Origin of the sequence: Streptomyces canus (assembly GCF_030816965.1) — a bacterium.
In the GTDB taxonomy this organism is placed as follows: domain Bacteria; phylum Actinomycetota; class Actinomycetes; order Streptomycetales; family Streptomycetaceae; genus Streptomyces; species Streptomyces canus_E.
The window spans coordinates 8,949,745-8,965,528 of the sequence record NZ_JAUSYQ010000002.1 but is presented as its reverse complement, the minus strand read 5'-3'; the positions used below and the strand labels follow the sequence as shown (position 1 = coordinate 8,965,528).

The window sequence follows — 15,784 nt, the reverse complement described above, 5'->3', positions numbered from 1 at the left end:
TTTCAGCAGCTCCCGCACAAGGTGAGGACTACAGACGAAGCATGAGTCAGGTTCGAAACCACGGCGGCGACCCATGGCTGATTCGGCCGTTCAGGAACCGAGTGGCCGGTCCCGGGTCGGCGACCCGGAAACGTGCCGTCGCACAGTTGGCCGCCGGTACACCCGCACTGCCCGTGCTGATCGTCTCCGTCATCGTCCTCATCGACGTCGTGTGCGGAGCAGGGACGATCTGGCTGCCACTGCTCGCGGCCGGACCCGCGCTGGCCGCCACCACCGGCGGGCCGCGCGGAGTCCTCTGTGTCGGCCTTCTCGCCGCGGTACTGGGGGCGACGCTCGGAACCGCGGACGGCGTTCCGGGACATGAGCTGACGGCGGTACTGTCCGCCCTGGCGGCCGTCACGCTGGCGAGTGGCCTCGCCAGCGCGTTGCGCGGGCGTCGTGAACGGGTGCTCGCGGCCGTCCGCTCGGTCGCGGAGGCCGCCCAGCATGCGCTCCTCAAGCCCGTACCGGCGACAGTCGGTCCGTTCCAGGTGGCCGTCCGCTACAGCGCCGCGGCGGCGGAGGCCCGTATCGGCGGGGATCTCTACGCGCTGGTGCCCACCCCGTACGGGGTCAGGCTGATAGTCGGCGATGTGCGCGGCAAGGGGCTGCCGGCCGTGGGGACCGCCGCACTCGTACTCGGTGTCTTCCGAGAGGCCGCCTACGACGAGCCCGATCTCCTCGCCGTCGTCGGCAGGATCGAGCGGAGCCTCGCGCGCAACCTTGGTGTTGACGACTTCGTCACCGCCGTGGTCGCCGGGTACCCGCGCGCAGGCCATCTGGAGGTGGTCAACTGTGGTCACGCGCCTCCGCTGCTGGTGCGCGAATCCGGCACCGTCGTGGCGGTGGAGCCCGCCCATCCGGCCCCGCCCCTCGGGCTGCGCGCCCTCACCGACGAAACCCCCAGCCTCCAGGTGCTCGCTTTCGCCGACGGGGATCAACTGCTGCTCTACACCGATGGGGTCACCGAGGCCCGCAACCACAGCCGTGAGTTCTACCCGCTCGCCGAAGGGCTGGCCCGCCACTTGTCCGTCGAGCCGGCCGACACCCTCACGGCGCTCCATGACGAACTTCTGGCGCATGTGGGCGGCCGACTGCACGACGACGCGGCGCTGCTCCTGCTCCGCAAACCGGCCGCTTCCGCAAGCGAAGCGCCGTTCCCGAAGCGGTGTCGGACGCCGGTCGCGCCACTTTGACCTGCGGAAACGTCGACTGTAGGGTGCCCGGCCCGGGAAAACACCCCTCCGCAGTTCTCGCATGTTCGCGGGGCTTCCCGTCCGATCGGGCCGTGGATGCACAACGAGCCGGCGAACACTCCCGCTGACCAAGCCGGGCCCTGCAGTAAGCGACCACGCCCCGATGCGTCGGGCAGAGGGCGGTGCCGACACCGCTTGCCTCTGACGCCGAGCACCTGTCCTGTCCTGCACGGTCACACTCTCCTGGCCTGCGGTGTGAGGGCGGCGCAACTGAAGTTCCCACAGGGGCTAACAGGTCGGAAACCGGCCGCTACGGCAGTCGCGCTAGTTTCGTGCCCATGAGGGTGTGGACGCCATCTCGGCCGTTACTCGGCAGGCTCGGCACAATCGGCAAGGGCAGTCCCGACAGGGGCAGTTCAGGGCGTAGCCACAGCGGCCGAACGGCTCCCGGCCGCCGGCCGGTGCCTGGCTGGCGCAGCATCAGAGGCCGTGTGGCGGTGGTCATCACGGTTCCGATCTGCTTGCTGCTGGCCGTGGCCGGTCTGGCCGTCTACGGCCGCGCCGAGGCCCTCGGCGACGCCCGGACGACCCGTGCCGAGGTCGGCCTCAGCCTGCGGGTCCAGGCGTTGGTACACCAGCTGCAACGCGAACGCGGCCTGACGAACGGCCTGTTGGGCGGCGAGGAGAGGTTCCGCACACCGCTCGCAGCTACTCGTAAGCGCGTTGACACGGCGCTGCGCGCAATGCGCCCCGAAAGCGCCGTAGAGGATGTCATCCAGCGGCACTTGCGGCGCCTCGCCGCAATCCGGGCCGCCGCCGACAAGGACACCGCTGCTGACAGGGACACCTCCGACCGGACCGGCACCCTCGCCTTTTACACCGCCGCCGTCGACGCTCTCAACGCCGTCGATCCGGTGGCGGAGACCGCGACGCGCGCCGACCGTCAACTGAGCGACGGCCTGGCGGCGTTACGGGAACTGGCCGCAGCCAAGGAGTCCGTCGCTCTCGAACGCGGTCTCCTCAACGGCGTGTTCGCCCAGGGTTCCTTCCACGGCCGCGAGTACCTGGCCTTCACCGAGGTGCGGGCCGCGCGCGTCGCCGCCCTCGCCCGCTTCCGGCAGGTCGCCACCGCACCCCAGCGCGCTGCCCTGGAGAACGCCTTCGGCACCGAGGACGCCGAACGCGCCACCGCCTACGAGAATCAGGCGGAAGGCGCCGCCGACGGCTCCGCCCTGCGCGCCGACGCCGGCACCTGGTGGGACGCGATGACCGTACTCGTCGACGATCTGTACGCCGTCCAGCGGTCGGTCGGCGACGACGTACGGGACCGGGCCGACCGGCTCAGCCACGACGCCGAGCTGGGCCTCGCCGCTTATCTCGTCGGGGGAACGCTCATGGCCGCCCTCGTGGGCGGCCTCGCCGCTTTCGCCTCACGTTCCCTCACGCGCCCGCTCGGCGCACTCGCCGAGGCCGCCCACGACGTGGCGCGGAACCGGCTGCCCGCAACCGTCGCCCGTATCCAGCAGTCTCCGCAGGACCCTGTGGACCTTCTCCCGTCGGCGGACGCGCGGGACAACCCCGATGCACGGCTGCTGGGCGGCCCGGCGGAGATCGCGGAGGTCGCCGCGTCCCTGCAGCAGGTGGAACGCACCGCCCTCCATCTGGCCGCCCAGCAGGCCGGTCTGCGCCGCAACACCACCGAATCGCTCGCCAATCTCGGCCGCCGCAACCAGAACCTCGTGCGTCGCCAGCTCGGCCTCATCACCCGCCTGGAACGGCAGGAGCTCGACCCGGACGCCCTCGCCGAGCTCTTCGAGCTCGACCACCTCGCCACCCGTATGCGGCGCAACGCCGAAAGCCTGCTGGTCCTGGCCGGGCAGAATCCGCCGCGGCCCACGGCAGCACCCTCCGACGGCCTGGAGGTCGTCCAGGCCGCCGTCGCCGAGGTGGAGCAGTACCGCCGGGTCCTGATCGCGACCGTGGAGCCGGTGCGGGTGCGCGGGCACGCCGTCGCCGATGTCGCCCACCTCCTCGCCGAACTCATCGAGAACGGGCTGACCTTCTCGCCACCGACCGAACCGGTCGAGGTGCACGGCTGGTACGACGCCGAGGACGACACGTACAGCTTCGCCGTCGTCGACCACGGCGTCGGCATGTCCGAAGCCGACAAGGAACGCGCCAACGCCCGCCTGTCCGACTCCGGCGAGGAAGCCCTCCTCGCTGCACCCGCCCGGTTCCTCGGCCACCTCGTCGTCGGCCGGCTCGCCCACCGCCTCGGTGAAGGCGCGCAGGTCCACCTCTTCGACACCACCGGCGGCGGCCTGTCCGCACTCCTTGTCCTTCCCGGCCGCCTGCTCGCTCCGGCGCAGGACCACTCCGCCACACCCCCGCCCGCCAAGCCCGCTGTCTCCCACCTCCTCAACGGCTTCCGAGCAGGCGTCGCCCGTGCCGAGGCCCGAAGCGCACAAGGAGTCTCACCGTGACCACCGCCGTCCAGAGTTTCGGCTGGCTCATCTCGGAGTTCGCACGCACCACCGACGGCGTCACCGACGCTGTCGCCGTCTCCGCCGACGGCCTGCTCATGGCCGCCTCGGACAGCCTCGGCCGAGATCGGGCCGACCACCTGGCCGCCGTGGTCTCCGGCATCACCAGCCTCGCCCAGAACGCGGCGGCGACGCACGGCTTCCACGGCATGAAGCTCGTCATGATCGAAATGCTCGGAGGCTTCCTCATGGTCGGTCGCATCCGCGACGGCAGCTGTCTCGGCGTCCTCGCCGCCGAGGGATGCGACGTCGGCTTGGTCGGCTACGAAATGGCCGTCCTCGCCGACCGCGCCGGCGAACTGCTCACCCCGCAGTTGATACGCGCACTGAACTCCGCGCCCCTGGCCGCGGGATAGTTGCGCCGCGCTTCGGCCAGCCACCCGCGTCGCAGGACCGGGCATCCGCGACAGATCTCCAACCTCCGCGCGCACCGCATGTGGGCCACGAGCGACAGAGGCCCTTCCGTCCGGCGGACGGAAGGGCCTCCGACCAGGTGGGTCTCTGTGCCCCCGGCAGGATTCGAACCTGCGACACCCGCTGCCCGCCGTACCCCGTCGGGCAGCGCGTCGTGCTCGCCGGCGGCGAGGAGGGCGTACGACTCGGGCGGCCGGCGTACCGTCTGCGCGGCGTTGTTGACGAGGATGTCCAGGGGGACGCCCTCCTGGCACGGGTCCTCGCACAGGCCCAGTACCTGGCGCGGGTCGCGCAGGTCGACGGCGATGACGGTCAGCCGGTCGAGCCACCGATCGCTGCCCGGCTCGGCCCGTAATCGGCGCACGGGGGCGGGAAGCGGCTCGTCACCAGGAGTTCCGCGCCCTCCCGGAGCATCATCAGGGCCAGCTGAAAGCCGATCTTCACGCGGCCGCCGGTGAGCAGCGCGCGGCGCCCCTCGAGGTCGGTGGTCAGAGCCCGGCGGGCCGTGTTGTCGGCGGCGCAGCGGGGGCCCAGGCGGTGAGAGAAGGCATCGACCTGTCGACAGGGACGACTTGCACACAGAGCAATTGCGTGGCTTACGGAAGACGCCCGCGTCGCCGGACACGGCCAGCGGCGCGTCCTCGCGCCGGTCGCGGGCACCGGTCGCGGTGGCCGCCATGGACCCGGCGTCGGCGGCGGCCGTCTCGGCGCCCCGCGTCTTGCGCCGCCGCAGCCGCCCGTCGCAGGCGAAGGACGCGGCGACCTGCTCGGCGCGCGGCCGCACCGGGTCGTCGACGGGCAGTTCGCGCAGCCTGCCGACCGTACGGTGGAAGGCGGCCAGCTCGTCCTCGCCGATCACGTCATCCATACGTCCCCGCCCCGTTCGTGCCCTGTCGCGGGCCGGGTCAGATTCGAACGGACGTTCCCTTCATGCGATGAAGGTGCGCCTGCCTCTGCGCTACCGACCCCTTGCCATGGGCCCCGGCCGGATGCGAACCGGCGTATCCGCCCTGAGAAGGCGGCGAGTCTGCCTCTGCTCTACAGGGCCCGCGGACACGGCGCGGGGATCGGATGCGAACCGATGTGTCTCGCCTTGGCAAGGCGGTGCGCCTGCCTCTGCGCCACGCCCGGATGCTCCGGGATCCTCACCGAACTCCCGGCCCGTCGGCTCATCGGTTTTCCACCCGCCTGATCGCCAGCCGTTCCTTCTCGGAGAGGCCGCCCCAGACGCCGAAGCGTTCGTCGTTGGCCAGGGCGTACTCGAGACAGGCCGAGCGCATCTCGCACATGCCGCAGATGCGCTTCGCCTCTCGTACCGAGCTGCCCGGCTCGGGAAAGAAGAAGTCCGCCCCGGTCTGCGCGCACAACGCCTGCGCCTGCCAGGCGGGGTCGGTCGGGGTGATGGTGTCGATGTGCATGGCCGAGATCGTGCCGGGCAGCGAAAAACGTTCGATCAACGCGCGATCAACGGCGCCGTTCACGGGCTCCGGCCGCCTTGATGGTCCCCCGCCCGACGCGGAGTCGCACGGCGGCGCGCGGAATCGGTTCACCCGGGGTGTCTCCGCACCGGCCGGTGCGCTTGCCGTCGGTGTCACCGAACCGCGGCGGCGTCCCGGCCGCGCGTGACCACGGTCCGCCCGCCCGTAGCGGCGATCCTGCGCGGATCGTCACCGTCGTCCCGGCTCGCGCCGCCCTTTCTCGTGGCCCGTCGCGGCGTCCCGGCGGCGATTGTCAGTGGACGGTGCAAGACTCGGCAGTGCAGGCAACGGGACCCCTCAGAGGAGGGCAGAGATGCTCACGACCCGTTACGTCACCGGCGCTCCGAACTGGCTCGACCTCGGCACCCCCGACATCGACGGCGCCACCACCTTCTACGGCGCTTTGTTCGGCTGGGAGTTCCAGCCGGGCCCGCCCGAAGCCGGCGGTTACGGCTTCTTCCAGCTCGCCGGCAGAACCGCCGCGGGCGGCATGCAGACCACACCGGAGCAGGGCCCGCCCTCCTGGACCGTGTACTTCCAGACCCCGGACGCGGACGCCACCGCGAAGGCGGCCGAGCAGGCGCACGGCTCGGTGCTGATGCAGCCCATGGACGTGATGGACCAGGGCCGCATGGCGATCCTCGCCGACAAGGCGGGTGTGCCCTTCGGCGTCTGGCAGCCCAAGCAGAACAAGGGGCTCCAGATCACCCAGGAACCGGGCTCGCTGTGCTGGGTCGAGCTGTACACGGCCGACCTGCCGATGGCCGCCTACTTCTACCGTGCGGCTCTCGGCCTGGAGACCTACGGGGTCGACTTCCCGGGCGGCACGTACACGACCGTGCTGCCGGACGGGCAGGGCGAGGACGCCATGTTCGGCGGCATCGTGCCGTTCGCCGACGATCCACTGGAGGCGCAAGCCGGGGCGTACTGGATGCCGTACTTCGAGGTCACGGACACGGACGAGACGGTGGCGAAGGCACAGGAGCTGGGCGGCAGCATCCGGCTGCCCGCCACGGACGTGCCGGGTGTCGGCCGGGTCGCCAAGCTGGCCGATCCGTACGGCGCCCGCTTCGCGGTCATCAAGAGCGTGCCGCAGCAGACGTGACCGGGGCGGGGGATCACGCCGAGGCGCGGCGGATCAGCGTGGTCGGCAGGACGACACCGGCCGGTGTGGCTCCCCCGGTCCGGCGGTCGAGGTCGCGCAGCAGCAGGCGGGCCATCAACCGGCCCATCTCCTCTATGTCCTGACGGACCGTCGTCAGCGGCGGATCGGTCTGTTCGGCGACCGGCAGCATGTCGTCGAAGCCGATCACCGCCACGTCCTCGGGCACCCGGCGCCCCCGCTCGCGCAGCACGCGCAGGGCGCCGGACGCGGTGAGGTCGTTGGCGGCGAACACCGCGTCCACGTCCGGGCGCCGGTCGAGGAGTTCGCGCATCGCCCGCTCCCCGCCGGCCGGGGTGAAGTCGCCCCGCACGACGAGCTCCGGGTCGGCGTCGCCCATGACGTCCCTGTAGCCGTCGAGCCGGTCCGCGGCGGAGGTCTGGTCGAGGGCGCCGGTGATGTGGGCGACACGGGTGCGCCCGAGACCGACGAGATGCCGCACGGCCTCGCGGGCACCGCCCCGGTTGTCGCTGTCGACGTACACGACATCCGTCGTCCCGTCGCTCCACCCGGGCCGTCCGCCGAACACCGTGGGGACACCGGCCCGTTGGACCAGTTCCGGCAGCGGGTCGTCGAGGTGCAGCGAGAAGACGAGCGCGCCGTCGACATGGCCTCCTGCGAGGTAGCGTCCGACGCGGGCGTGGTCGTCGCGGCCCTCGGTGAGCAGCAGGACGAGTTGATTGTCGTGGGCGGTCAACTCCTTGCTGATCCCCCGGAGTTGCAGCGCGAAGAAGGGGTCCGCGAAGACCCTGGTCTCCGGTTCGGCCACGACCACGGCGACGGCGTCATGGCGCCGGGTGACAAGACTGCGGGCGGCCTGGTTGGGGACGTAACCGAGCTCGTCGACGGCCCTGCGCACCCGCTCGACGAGCGGCTCCCTGACCCCGTCCCCGCCGTTCACCACCCGGGACACGGTGGCCCGCGACACCCCGGCCCGGGCCGCCACGGCCTCCAGTGTGGGGCGCGGCGCTGTGTCGGTCACTTCGGGGCTCCTCGTCGGCGGGTGCGGATCAGGATAGCCCCGGACGAGGGCACTGGTGAGAGCGCTCTCGGGGTGGGTGAAAGAGGCTTGCGCACCGGATCGCCCTCGGCGAGGATCACTGCATGACGACGAGAAAGGCCCAGCTGGACATCTCGTGACGGGATTCAGGCCAGCAGATCCACCCGCCGTCCGATCCCCTCCCGCCCGGCCCGCCCGTACGCCGTCCAGGCCAGCGCGAGGTCCTGCCAGGGCATGCCCACGGGGGCGTAGACCGTGCGGTCCCTGTCGGTCGTCCGGCCGGGGTGCTCGGACCGCGCCACCTCGCCGAGGGTCGCGTCGGCGGCCCTCAGCACTCCCACGGCCGCCGCGAGTTCACGATCGTCGACCACCAGGAGCGCCGCGTCCAGCAGATCGGCGGCCAGCTCCGCCTTGCCGGGCTCGTCCACACCCAGGCTCGTGAAGTGCTGGCCCGGCCTGGTGTCCCGCAGGTGCAGCAGTGGTTGCCTCGACCAGGTCGCCGACAGGACGATGTCGGCGGCCGCGGCGACCTCCGCGGCGGAGGACACCACCCGCCCACCGTGCCGCGCGGCGAACTCCGCGGCGCGGTCGGCCGACGTGTCCTGGACGACGAGGGCACTGCGGGGCCGTAGCGCCGCGAGGCCCCGCACCGTCAACTCGGCCTGTGCGCCCGCCCCGATCACTCCGACGACGTCTCCCCGGCCGGCGAGCAGATGGGTGCCCAGGGCGGCCGCGAGGCCTGTGCGCCAGGCCGTGACCGTCGCCGAGTCCAGCAGCGCCAGCAACTCGCCGTCGGCACCACTGTGCAGACAGATCACTCCGCGCAGGGCGGGCCGGGCGGCGGGGAACTTGGCGTTGACCTTCACCGTGTAGGCCGCGATGCCGGGGAGCAGGCCAGGGATCAGTGCGGTGGCCGTACCGGGGAACGGGAGGTCCGTGCGCACCCGTTGTCCCGCGATCGGCACCGCCTCGGCGTGCCGGAAGCCGTCCCGCAGAGCCTCGATGCAGGCCTTGGGCTCCAGCACCGCTTCCAGATCACCGCGTGTGAGAAGAAGAGTCACCCGTCCATGATCCGTCAGTGCGCGTGCCCGGCCTGGTGCTCCGTGTGCTCGTGCGGCTCGTACCCGGGGATCGTGCCGTCCGTCTTCTTCACCAGGAACAGGCCCACCATGCCCATGTCGGAGTGGCTCTGCACATGGCAGTGGTACATCCACGCGCCCGCCCCGACCCCCTCCCCCGCGATCACCTGGAAGCCGAAGGAGTCCGCCGGGCCCACGATCTTGTTGTCGATGACCTGGCTCGGGTCGTCGGGGCCGGTGAGCATGCCCGTACGGTTGTCCGCCCAGCGGTGACCGTGCAGGTGGAAGGTGTGGTAGTACTCGCCGTGCGTGATCATCACGAACTCGACCCGATCGCCCACCGTGGCCTCGAAGTCGGGCCCCGAGTGAGCGGGCTTGTTGTTGATGAGCATGTCGTTGAAGACGATCGTGTGGGTCGCGTCCGGGAGGACATCGCCCTTGCGGCGGACGATCACGGGGCCGTAGAGGCCCTTGCGGATACCGCCGGTTCCGTGTTCCGTGCCGACCACGTGATCGTGGTAATGCCAGTAGCCCGCGCTACCCGCCCGCCAGGTGCCGTCGCTCCGGCGTCCCGGCACATGGGTGCGCCAGGTGTAGGTGCGGGTGCCGCCCGGTTCGACGTCGCTCTTGTTCAACTGGGTGCCGTCGCTGGAGATCTCGTAGTCCAGGCCGTGGACGTGCAGGCTCGCCCTGACGTCCATGGTGTTCTCGAAGTCGATGTGCAGGGTGTCGCCCTCGTTGAGCTCGATCAGCGGACCGGGGATGGTCGCCTTGCCCTTCTCGAGGCCGTAGCCCATCTGCCCGTCGGCGAGCTTCTCGGCGTACAGCTTGATGCGCTTGACCTCGCCGCCGCCCGGGGCCGCCTTCGCCGGACCTGTGTCGCTCCGGGCCTCCGGCGCCAGGGACAACGATGTCGCGACGGCCGCACCGCCGAGCAGCACCCTCCGGTTGAACCCACGTCTGTCCAGTGCACCCACGCAGAACTCCCCACCGTGATACGTGTTTTGCGGAGACGTAGCTGTGATGAACCTGTGAGACGGTACCGGCCTGAGAGCCGTTTATCCACACTCAGGACAAAGTTCGTGCGATCCCGGTCATAGGTATTGGCGCGTGACGCAAAGGGGTCTAGCTTCCATGGCGCTGTTGCTGTGACCGAGGAGGTGCCCATGCACTTACGAGGGTTGAGCGCGAGAAGCGGAGGAAGCACGACAAGACGGGTCTGGACGGCCACCGTGACCGCGGGGGTCGTCGCCGCCGGGCTGATGTCCGGACCGGCGGCGGGGGCGCTGCCTGCTCCCGATCCGTCCGCGACAACGATGTCCGTCAAGTCGCCACCGGGCGGCGCCAATGTACGGGTGCTGGTCTTCTACGGGTCCGCGGCCGCCGGGGAAGAGTCACCGGTCGTCAACGCCGGGATCGCCGCCGTCGAGAAGATCGGGCTGTCCGGTCCGGTGAATCAGCGGTTCGAGACCGAGGCCACGGACGACGCCAGGGTCTTCACCGACGAGCGGGCGCTGGGGAGTTACAACGCGATCGTCTTCCTGACCGGCGGCGGCGATGTCCTCGACCCCGACCAGGAGGCGGGCCTGGAGGCCTACATGGAGGCGGGCGGCGGCTTCGTCGGCATCCATGACGCGGCCCGCGCCGAGCCGTACTCCGACTGGTTCACGGGCCTCGTCGGCGCCCGTCCGGCCGCCGCCGGCCCGACGGCCGTCCAGCGGGCCATCGTTGAGGTCGGCGACCGGCAGCATCCGGCGACCAGGGATCTCCCGGTGCAGTGGAAGCGTCCCGACCAGTGGTTCAACTGGACGAAGAACCCGTCCGGTGACGTGCACACCGTGGCCCGGGTGCGCGAGTCGACCTACCAGCCCGGCGCGAGCGCCAACGGCTGGGACCACCCGGTGAGCTGGTGCCGGGACTACGACGGCGGCCGGTCGTTCTACACCGGCATGGGCGGCACGGTGGCCTCGTACGACGAGACCGACTTCCGGACCCATCTGCGCGGTGCGCTGCTGTGGACCTCGCGACTCGTGCAGGCCGACTGCAAGGCGACCATCAACGGCAACTACAAGGCCGAACGCCTCACCCAGCCCAACCAGGCGGGGCAGAGCGACCAGATCGGCGAGCCGCACGGCCTGGTCACCGCCCCCGACGGGCGCGTCCTGTTCATCGGCCGGGGTGGCGCCGACTCCTCCCAGCCGGTGATCACCGACTGGAACAACCCGGACATCGGCAAGGGCAAGGGCCAGATCCACGTCTACGACCCGGCGACCAAGAAGGTCACCCTGGCGGGCGAGTTGACCGTCTTCGGCAACAAGGGCGGCGGCGACGAGCTGGTGAAGGTCGAGGAGGGGCTGCTCGGGATCGAGCTCGACCCGCGCTTCGAGCAGAACGGCTGGGTGTATCTGCACTACACCCCGCACGCCCAGCTCAACCGTGACACCCGGATCGCCGAGCGTCGGGTCTCCCGCTTCACGCTCGACCTGACCACGAACAAGCTGGACCTGAACAGCGAGAAGGTCCTGCTCAAGTGGCCGGTCCAGGTGCACAGTTGCTGCCACGCCGGCGGCGGGATGTCCTGGGACTCCAAGGGCAACCTGTACATCGCGACCGGCGACAACAACTCCAGTGGCTTCAGCGGCGGTTACTCCGGAAACAACCCGCAGCCGAACTTCAAGGGCGTCTCCTTCGCGGACGCGCGCCGCACCGCCGGCAACACCAACAACCTCAACGGCAAGATCCTGCGCATCCACCCGGAGCCCGACGGGACGTACACGCTGCCCGAGGGGAACCTCTTCACGGGCAAGGAGACCGAGGAGGGCGGCGGCAAGACTCGCGGCGAGATCTATGTCATGGGCGTCAGGAACCCGGCCCGCATCTTCGTCGACAAGAAGACCGACATCCTGTACGCGGGGTGGGTGGGCCCGGACGCGAGCGCGCCCTCGACGACCTGGGGCCCGGCCAAGTACGACACCTTCGCCGTCATCACCGAGGCGAGCAACCGGGGCTGGCCGTACTGCATGGGCAACAAGCAGCCCTACCGGGACCGCAACCTGCCGGATCCCGACCAGCCGCTGGGCTGGTACGACTGCGACCACCCGAAGAACGAGTCGCCCAACAACGACGGTCTGGTCAACCTCCCGCCGGTCACCGGCAACAACATCTGGTACTCGCCCCAGGGCGGCGCCCCGGACTACCCGCGCGACGCGAACGGCATCCCTTCCTACAAGCAGGAGGACGCCAAGTACCTGCTGCCGTGGCTCAAGGGCGGCGGCCAGGCCGCGATGAACGGGCCGGTCTACCGCTACGACACCGCCTCGGCCACCAGCACCGTCAAGTGGCCCTCCTACTGGGACGGCAAGTGGTTCGTGGGCGACTTCTACGACGCCGACCAGCCACGCAACGCGGTCATCACCGATCCGAGGAACCACAGGGACGGCGGACTGCCCGTCCACTCGGAGTCGCTGAAGAAGATCGTGCCGATCGGCAACGACGGCATCAAGAACCTCATGGACTGGAAGTTCGGTCCGGACGGCGCGCTGTACGTCCTCGACTACGGGCGCGGGTTCTTCACCTCGGACGCCAAGTCGGCGCTGTGGCGGGTCACTTACCAGGGCGGCGGGCCCACCCCGGCCGCCGGCCAGCTCGTACGGGGAGGGCAGTGATGCGCCGACAGAGACCTCTGACCGTCCTGCTGGCCGCTCTGCTGATGATGCTCGGCCTGCAGTCGACATCCACAGCACAACCCGAGCGGACAGCCGCAGCGGAGCAGGTCCTCACCTGGACCGCCGGCGACGACATCACCAAGTACACCTCCGCCCCGACGACGGCCGTCGCGGGCACGGCCACGATCGTCTTCGAGAACAGCACGGCCACCGGCAACACCACCGGTATGCCGCACACGTTGACCTTCGTGACCAGCGACCCGGAGTTCAACAACGACGTCGAACTCAACATCCTCGCCAACCCGAACGACGACATGGGCGGCCGCCACACCGCCGAGGTCACGCTCACCCCGGGCCGCTACTTCTACCACTGCACGATCCCGGGCCACGGGCAGATGCAGGGCATCCTCGTGGTGACCGAGGGCAGCGGCGAGGACACCACCGCACCCTCGGCGGCGGCCCAGGTGACCGGCACGCAGAACGCGCAGGGCCAGTACGTCGGTTCGGCGAGCGTGGCGGTCACGGCGACCGACGAGGCCGGCGGCTCCGGTGTCGACCGGATCGAGTACGCGACCGGCGGCACGGGTGCCTGGCAGCCGTACACCGCCCCGGTCGTCGTCGACCAGGTCGGCAGCCACACGGTGCGTTACCGGGCCGTCGACAAGGCGGGCAACGTCTCCGCGGAGAAGAGCGTCGACTTCACGGTCGTCGCCCCGCCCTCCGACGACACCGCCCCGCCGGACACCTCGGCGACGGTCAGCGGCGAGCAGAACCCCGACGGCACGTACCTCGACATGGCGACGGTGACCGTGTCGGCCTCCGACACCGGATCCGGGGTCAACACCATCGAGTACGCGGTGAACGACGGGAGTTGGCAGCCGTACACCATGCCCGTGATGGTGCATCAGGTCGGCACCCACACCGTGCGCTACCGGGCGACCGACAAGGCGGGCAACGCGGCCGCCGAGAAGAGCGTCCGGTTCACGGTGGTCGCGACGGCCCCGCAGGACACCACCCCGCCGGCGACCGGTGTGACCGTGGACGGCACGCGGAACTCCGACGGGGCGTACGTGGGCAACGCCAAGGTGACCGTGAGCGCCACGGACGAGGGCGGTTCGGGTGTCGCGGGCGCCGAGTACTCGATCGACGCCGGACCGTACCTGGCGTACACCGCTCCCGTGGTCGTCGACCGGGCGGGCACCCACACCCTGGCGTACCGGGCGACGGACAAGGCGGGCAACACCTCGGCCGCGCGCACGGTGACCTTCACGGTGGTCTCCGGTCAGGTCCCGGCACCCAACTGCGCCGAGTTCGACGAGCGGTTGACGGTGATCGTGGGCACGGTCGACAGCGGGGTGCCGAACCGGATCACCAACAGCCGGTGCCGGATCAACGAGTTGATCGAGGACGAGAAGGAGTGGACGTCCCACGCGCTGTTCCTCAAACACGTGAAGACCGTCCTGGACAAGCTCTTCAGGGACGGGGTCGTCGACGAGCGCGAGTACGACGCCATCGACGCGGCGGCCCGTGAGTCCGGCATCGGCAAGCCGGGGCAGACCGAGGGCTACCGCACGATCCTCGACGGCAGCGCGGCGTCCTTCGCCAAGTGGCAGCAGGTGGGCGGCGGGTCGTTCGCACCCAACGGCGACGGGTCGATCACCTCCGGCACCACGAAGGACGGCCTCGGCATGCTCTGGTTCCCGGAGCGCAAGTACGGCGACTTCTCGCTCAAGCTCCAGTGGCGGGACGACGCCCCGGGCACCGGGAACGCCAACTCCGGTGTGTTCGTGCGGTTCCCGTGGGTCCACGACCACCCGGAGGAGCCGCGGCCGGAGTGGGCCGCCATCAAGTACGGCCACGAGGTGCAGGTGCTCGACCGGCCCGACGGCGACATGTACAAGACCGGTTCGGTCTACGGTTTCGACCGGGTGGGGCTCGCCGGTGCCGGCGTCACCCAGAAGGGCACGTGGAACGACTACGAGATCCGTGTGGTCGACCAGCACTACTCGGTCTACCGCAACGGCGTACTGATCAACGAGTTCGACAACATCGCCGGTCAGGACTTCTACCCGGCCCGCTCGGACGACCCGGGCACGGACGGGCGGCGGTTCGCCTCCGGCTACATCGGACTCCAGGTCCACAGCACGACGGACGTGATCTCCTACCGGGACATCAGGATCAAGGAGCTGTAGAACCGGGCTTCCTGGCCCTGCTCGGCTGTACCCGCTTGGGCTCCCCCGGCATCTTCGGATACTCGGGCGGGTACGGCAGATCACCTAGCCCGTGGTCGTGCTCGTCACGGCGGGCCAGGTCCAGCAGGGCGTCCAGCGAGAACGCGTGATCGTCCATGTCCGCGTGCACATCGCCGAGTTCGGCGAAGCGCGCGGGCATGGTCGCGATGTCGAAGTCCTGCGGGTGCGCCTCGCCGACCTCCTCCCAGCGCAGGGGTGCGGAGACGGGGGCGTGCGGGCGGGGCCGTACCGAATAGGCGGAGGCGATCGTGCGGTCGCGGGCCGTCTGGTTGTAGTCGATGAAGATGCGTTCCCCCCGCTCCTCCTTCCACCACCTGATGGTCACGTGGTCCGGCATCCGGCGCTCCATCTCACGCCCGACCGCGATCGCGGCCCGCCGCACCTGCGTGAAGGTCCAGCGCGGTTCGATCGGCACGAAGACGTGCAGGCCGCGTCCGCCGGAGGTCTTGGGCCAGCCGCGGAGGCCGCCGAACTCCTCGAGCACCGACCGCAGTTCATGAGCCGCGCGCACGGCGTCGTCGTAGTCCGTGCCGGGCTGCGGGTCGAGGTCGATGCGGAGTTCGTCGGGGCGGTCGACGTCGTCGCGGCGGACCGGCCAGGGGTGGAAGGTGAGGGTGCCGTACTGGGCGGCCCACAGGACGGCGGCCTCCTCGGTCGGGCACATCTCGTCGGCGCTGCGGCCGCTGGGGAAGGTGATGTGGGCGGTCGGGATCCAGTCGGGCATGTTCTTGGGCGCCCGCTTCTGGAAGAAGTTCTCGCCGGTCACGCCGTCCGGGTAGCGCTCCAGGGTGGTGGGGCGGTTGCGCAGGGCGCGCAGGATGCCGGGGGCGACGGCCTGGTAGTAGCGGGCGAGGTCCAGCTTGGTGAAGCCGCGCTCCGGGAAGAAGATCTTGTCCGGGCTGGACAGCCGTACGGTCCGGCCGCCCGCCTCCAGTTCCACCGCGTCACCCATGCGA

General features: G+C 70.5%; 11 protein-coding genes, 3 tRNA genes and 1 pseudogene. 6 read left to right on the top strand and 9 right to left on the bottom strand.

What is annotated here, in order from left to right; translation table 11 throughout:
* The first annotated feature begins 41 nt into the window (after positions 1 to 41).
* The 3 genes from QF027_RS41800 to QF027_RS41790 all read left to right on the top strand — a co-directional run bounded on the left by QF027_RS41800 (position 42) and on the right by QF027_RS41790 (position 4,134).
* On the top strand, positions 42 to 1,235 hold the full coding sequence (locus QF027_RS41800; protein WP_306973831.1) for a PP2C family protein-serine/threonine phosphatase: 1,194 nt from the start codon (positions 42 to 44) through the stop codon (positions 1,233 to 1,235).
* A 491-nt stretch (positions 1,236 to 1,726) separates the two neighbouring features.
* Positions 1,727 to 3,718 carry a nitrate- and nitrite sensing domain-containing protein gene (locus tag QF027_RS41795; protein ID WP_306973834.1) on the top strand — a complete coding sequence of 664 codons (1,992 nt, stop codon included), beginning with the start codon at positions 1,727 to 1,729 and terminating at the stop codon, positions 3,716 to 3,718.
* On the top strand, positions 3,715 to 4,134 hold the full coding sequence (locus tag QF027_RS41790) for a roadblock/LC7 domain-containing protein (RefSeq protein WP_306973836.1): 420 nt from the start codon (positions 3,715 to 3,717) through the stop codon (positions 4,132 to 4,134). Before QF027_RS41795 ends, QF027_RS41790 begins: the two co-directional genes overlap by 4 nt.
* 176 nt (positions 4,135 to 4,310) lie before the next feature.
* On the opposite strand, the pseudogene QF027_RS41785 reads toward QF027_RS41790, so the two are convergent.
* From QF027_RS41785 to QF027_RS41765, 5 genes and pseudogenes are all read right to left on the bottom strand, one after another.
* Positions 4,311 to 5,060 (bottom strand): annotated as a pseudogene (locus tag QF027_RS41785) (SDR family NAD(P)-dependent oxidoreductase); the annotation flags it as partial.
* A 28-nt stretch (positions 5,061 to 5,088) separates the two neighbouring features.
* A tRNA-Ala gene (locus tag QF027_RS41780) sits at positions 5,089 to 5,160 on the bottom strand.
* Positions 5,161 to 5,168: 8 nt separating this feature from the next.
* Positions 5,169 to 5,240 (bottom strand) — tRNA-Glu (locus QF027_RS41775).
* 8 nt (positions 5,241 to 5,248) lie between these two features.
* Positions 5,249 to 5,320 (bottom strand) — tRNA-Gly (locus QF027_RS41770).
* 41 nt (positions 5,321 to 5,361) lie between these two features.
* Positions 5,362 to 5,610, bottom strand: coding sequence for a WhiB family transcriptional regulator (locus tag QF027_RS41765; RefSeq protein WP_266514717.1), 249 nt, complete (start codon positions 5,608 to 5,610; stop codon positions 5,362 to 5,364).
* A 373-nt stretch (positions 5,611 to 5,983) separates the two neighbouring features.
* Here QF027_RS41765 and QF027_RS41760 point away from each other — a divergent pair, with 373 nt between their 5' ends.
* Positions 5,984 to 6,775 (top strand): VOC family protein, encoded by a 792-nt coding sequence (locus QF027_RS41760; RefSeq protein ID WP_306973838.1) that lies wholly within the window; start codon positions 5,984 to 5,986, stop codon positions 6,773 to 6,775.
* Positions 6,776 to 6,788: 13 nt separating this feature from the next.
* Here the strand turns inward: QF027_RS41760 and QF027_RS41755 are convergent, their stop codons facing one another.
* The 3 genes from QF027_RS41755 to QF027_RS41745 all read right to left on the bottom strand — a co-directional run bounded on the left by QF027_RS41755 (position 6,789) and on the right by QF027_RS41745 (position 9,879).
* Entirely contained in the window at positions 6,789 to 7,814 is a 1,026-nt protein-coding gene (locus QF027_RS41755) for a LacI family DNA-binding transcriptional regulator (RefSeq protein ID WP_306973840.1), read from the bottom strand.
* Positions 7,815 to 7,978: 164 nt separating this feature from the next.
* Positions 7,979 to 8,893 carry an ornithine cyclodeaminase family protein gene (locus QF027_RS41750; RefSeq protein WP_306973843.1) on the bottom strand — a complete coding sequence of 305 codons (915 nt, stop codon included), beginning with the start codon at positions 8,891 to 8,893 and terminating at the stop codon, positions 7,979 to 7,981.
* Between the two features lie 14 nt (positions 8,894 to 8,907).
* Positions 8,908 to 9,879, bottom strand: a complete 972-nt coding sequence (locus QF027_RS41745; protein ID WP_306986468.1) for a multicopper oxidase domain-containing protein — start codon at positions 9,877 to 9,879, stop codon at positions 8,908 to 8,910.
* Positions 9,880 to 10,077: 198 nt separating this feature from the next.
* Here QF027_RS41745 and QF027_RS41740 point away from each other — a divergent pair, with 198 nt between their 5' ends.
* Both QF027_RS41740 and QF027_RS41735 read left to right on the top strand, forming a co-directional pair.
* Positions 10,078 to 12,576, top strand: coding sequence for a ThuA domain-containing protein (locus QF027_RS41740; protein ID WP_307080623.1), 2,499 nt, complete (start codon positions 10,078 to 10,080; stop codon positions 12,574 to 12,576).
* Entirely contained in the window at positions 12,576 to 14,768 is a 2,193-nt protein-coding gene (locus QF027_RS41735) for an OmpL47-type beta-barrel domain-containing protein (protein ID WP_307080622.1), read from the top strand. The genes QF027_RS41740 and QF027_RS41735 overlap by 1 nt, the downstream gene beginning before the upstream one ends.
* On the opposite strand, the gene ligD is transcribed toward QF027_RS41735, so the two are convergent.
* Complete coding sequence (ligD, locus tag QF027_RS41730; RefSeq protein WP_307080621.1) at positions 14,755 to 15,780, bottom strand: non-homologous end-joining DNA ligase; 1,026 nt, start codon at positions 15,778 to 15,780, stop codon at positions 14,755 to 14,757. The two genes, QF027_RS41735 and ligD, sit on opposite strands and share 14 nt — an antisense overlap.
* Between the last annotated feature and the right edge of the window lie 4 nt (positions 15,781 to 15,784).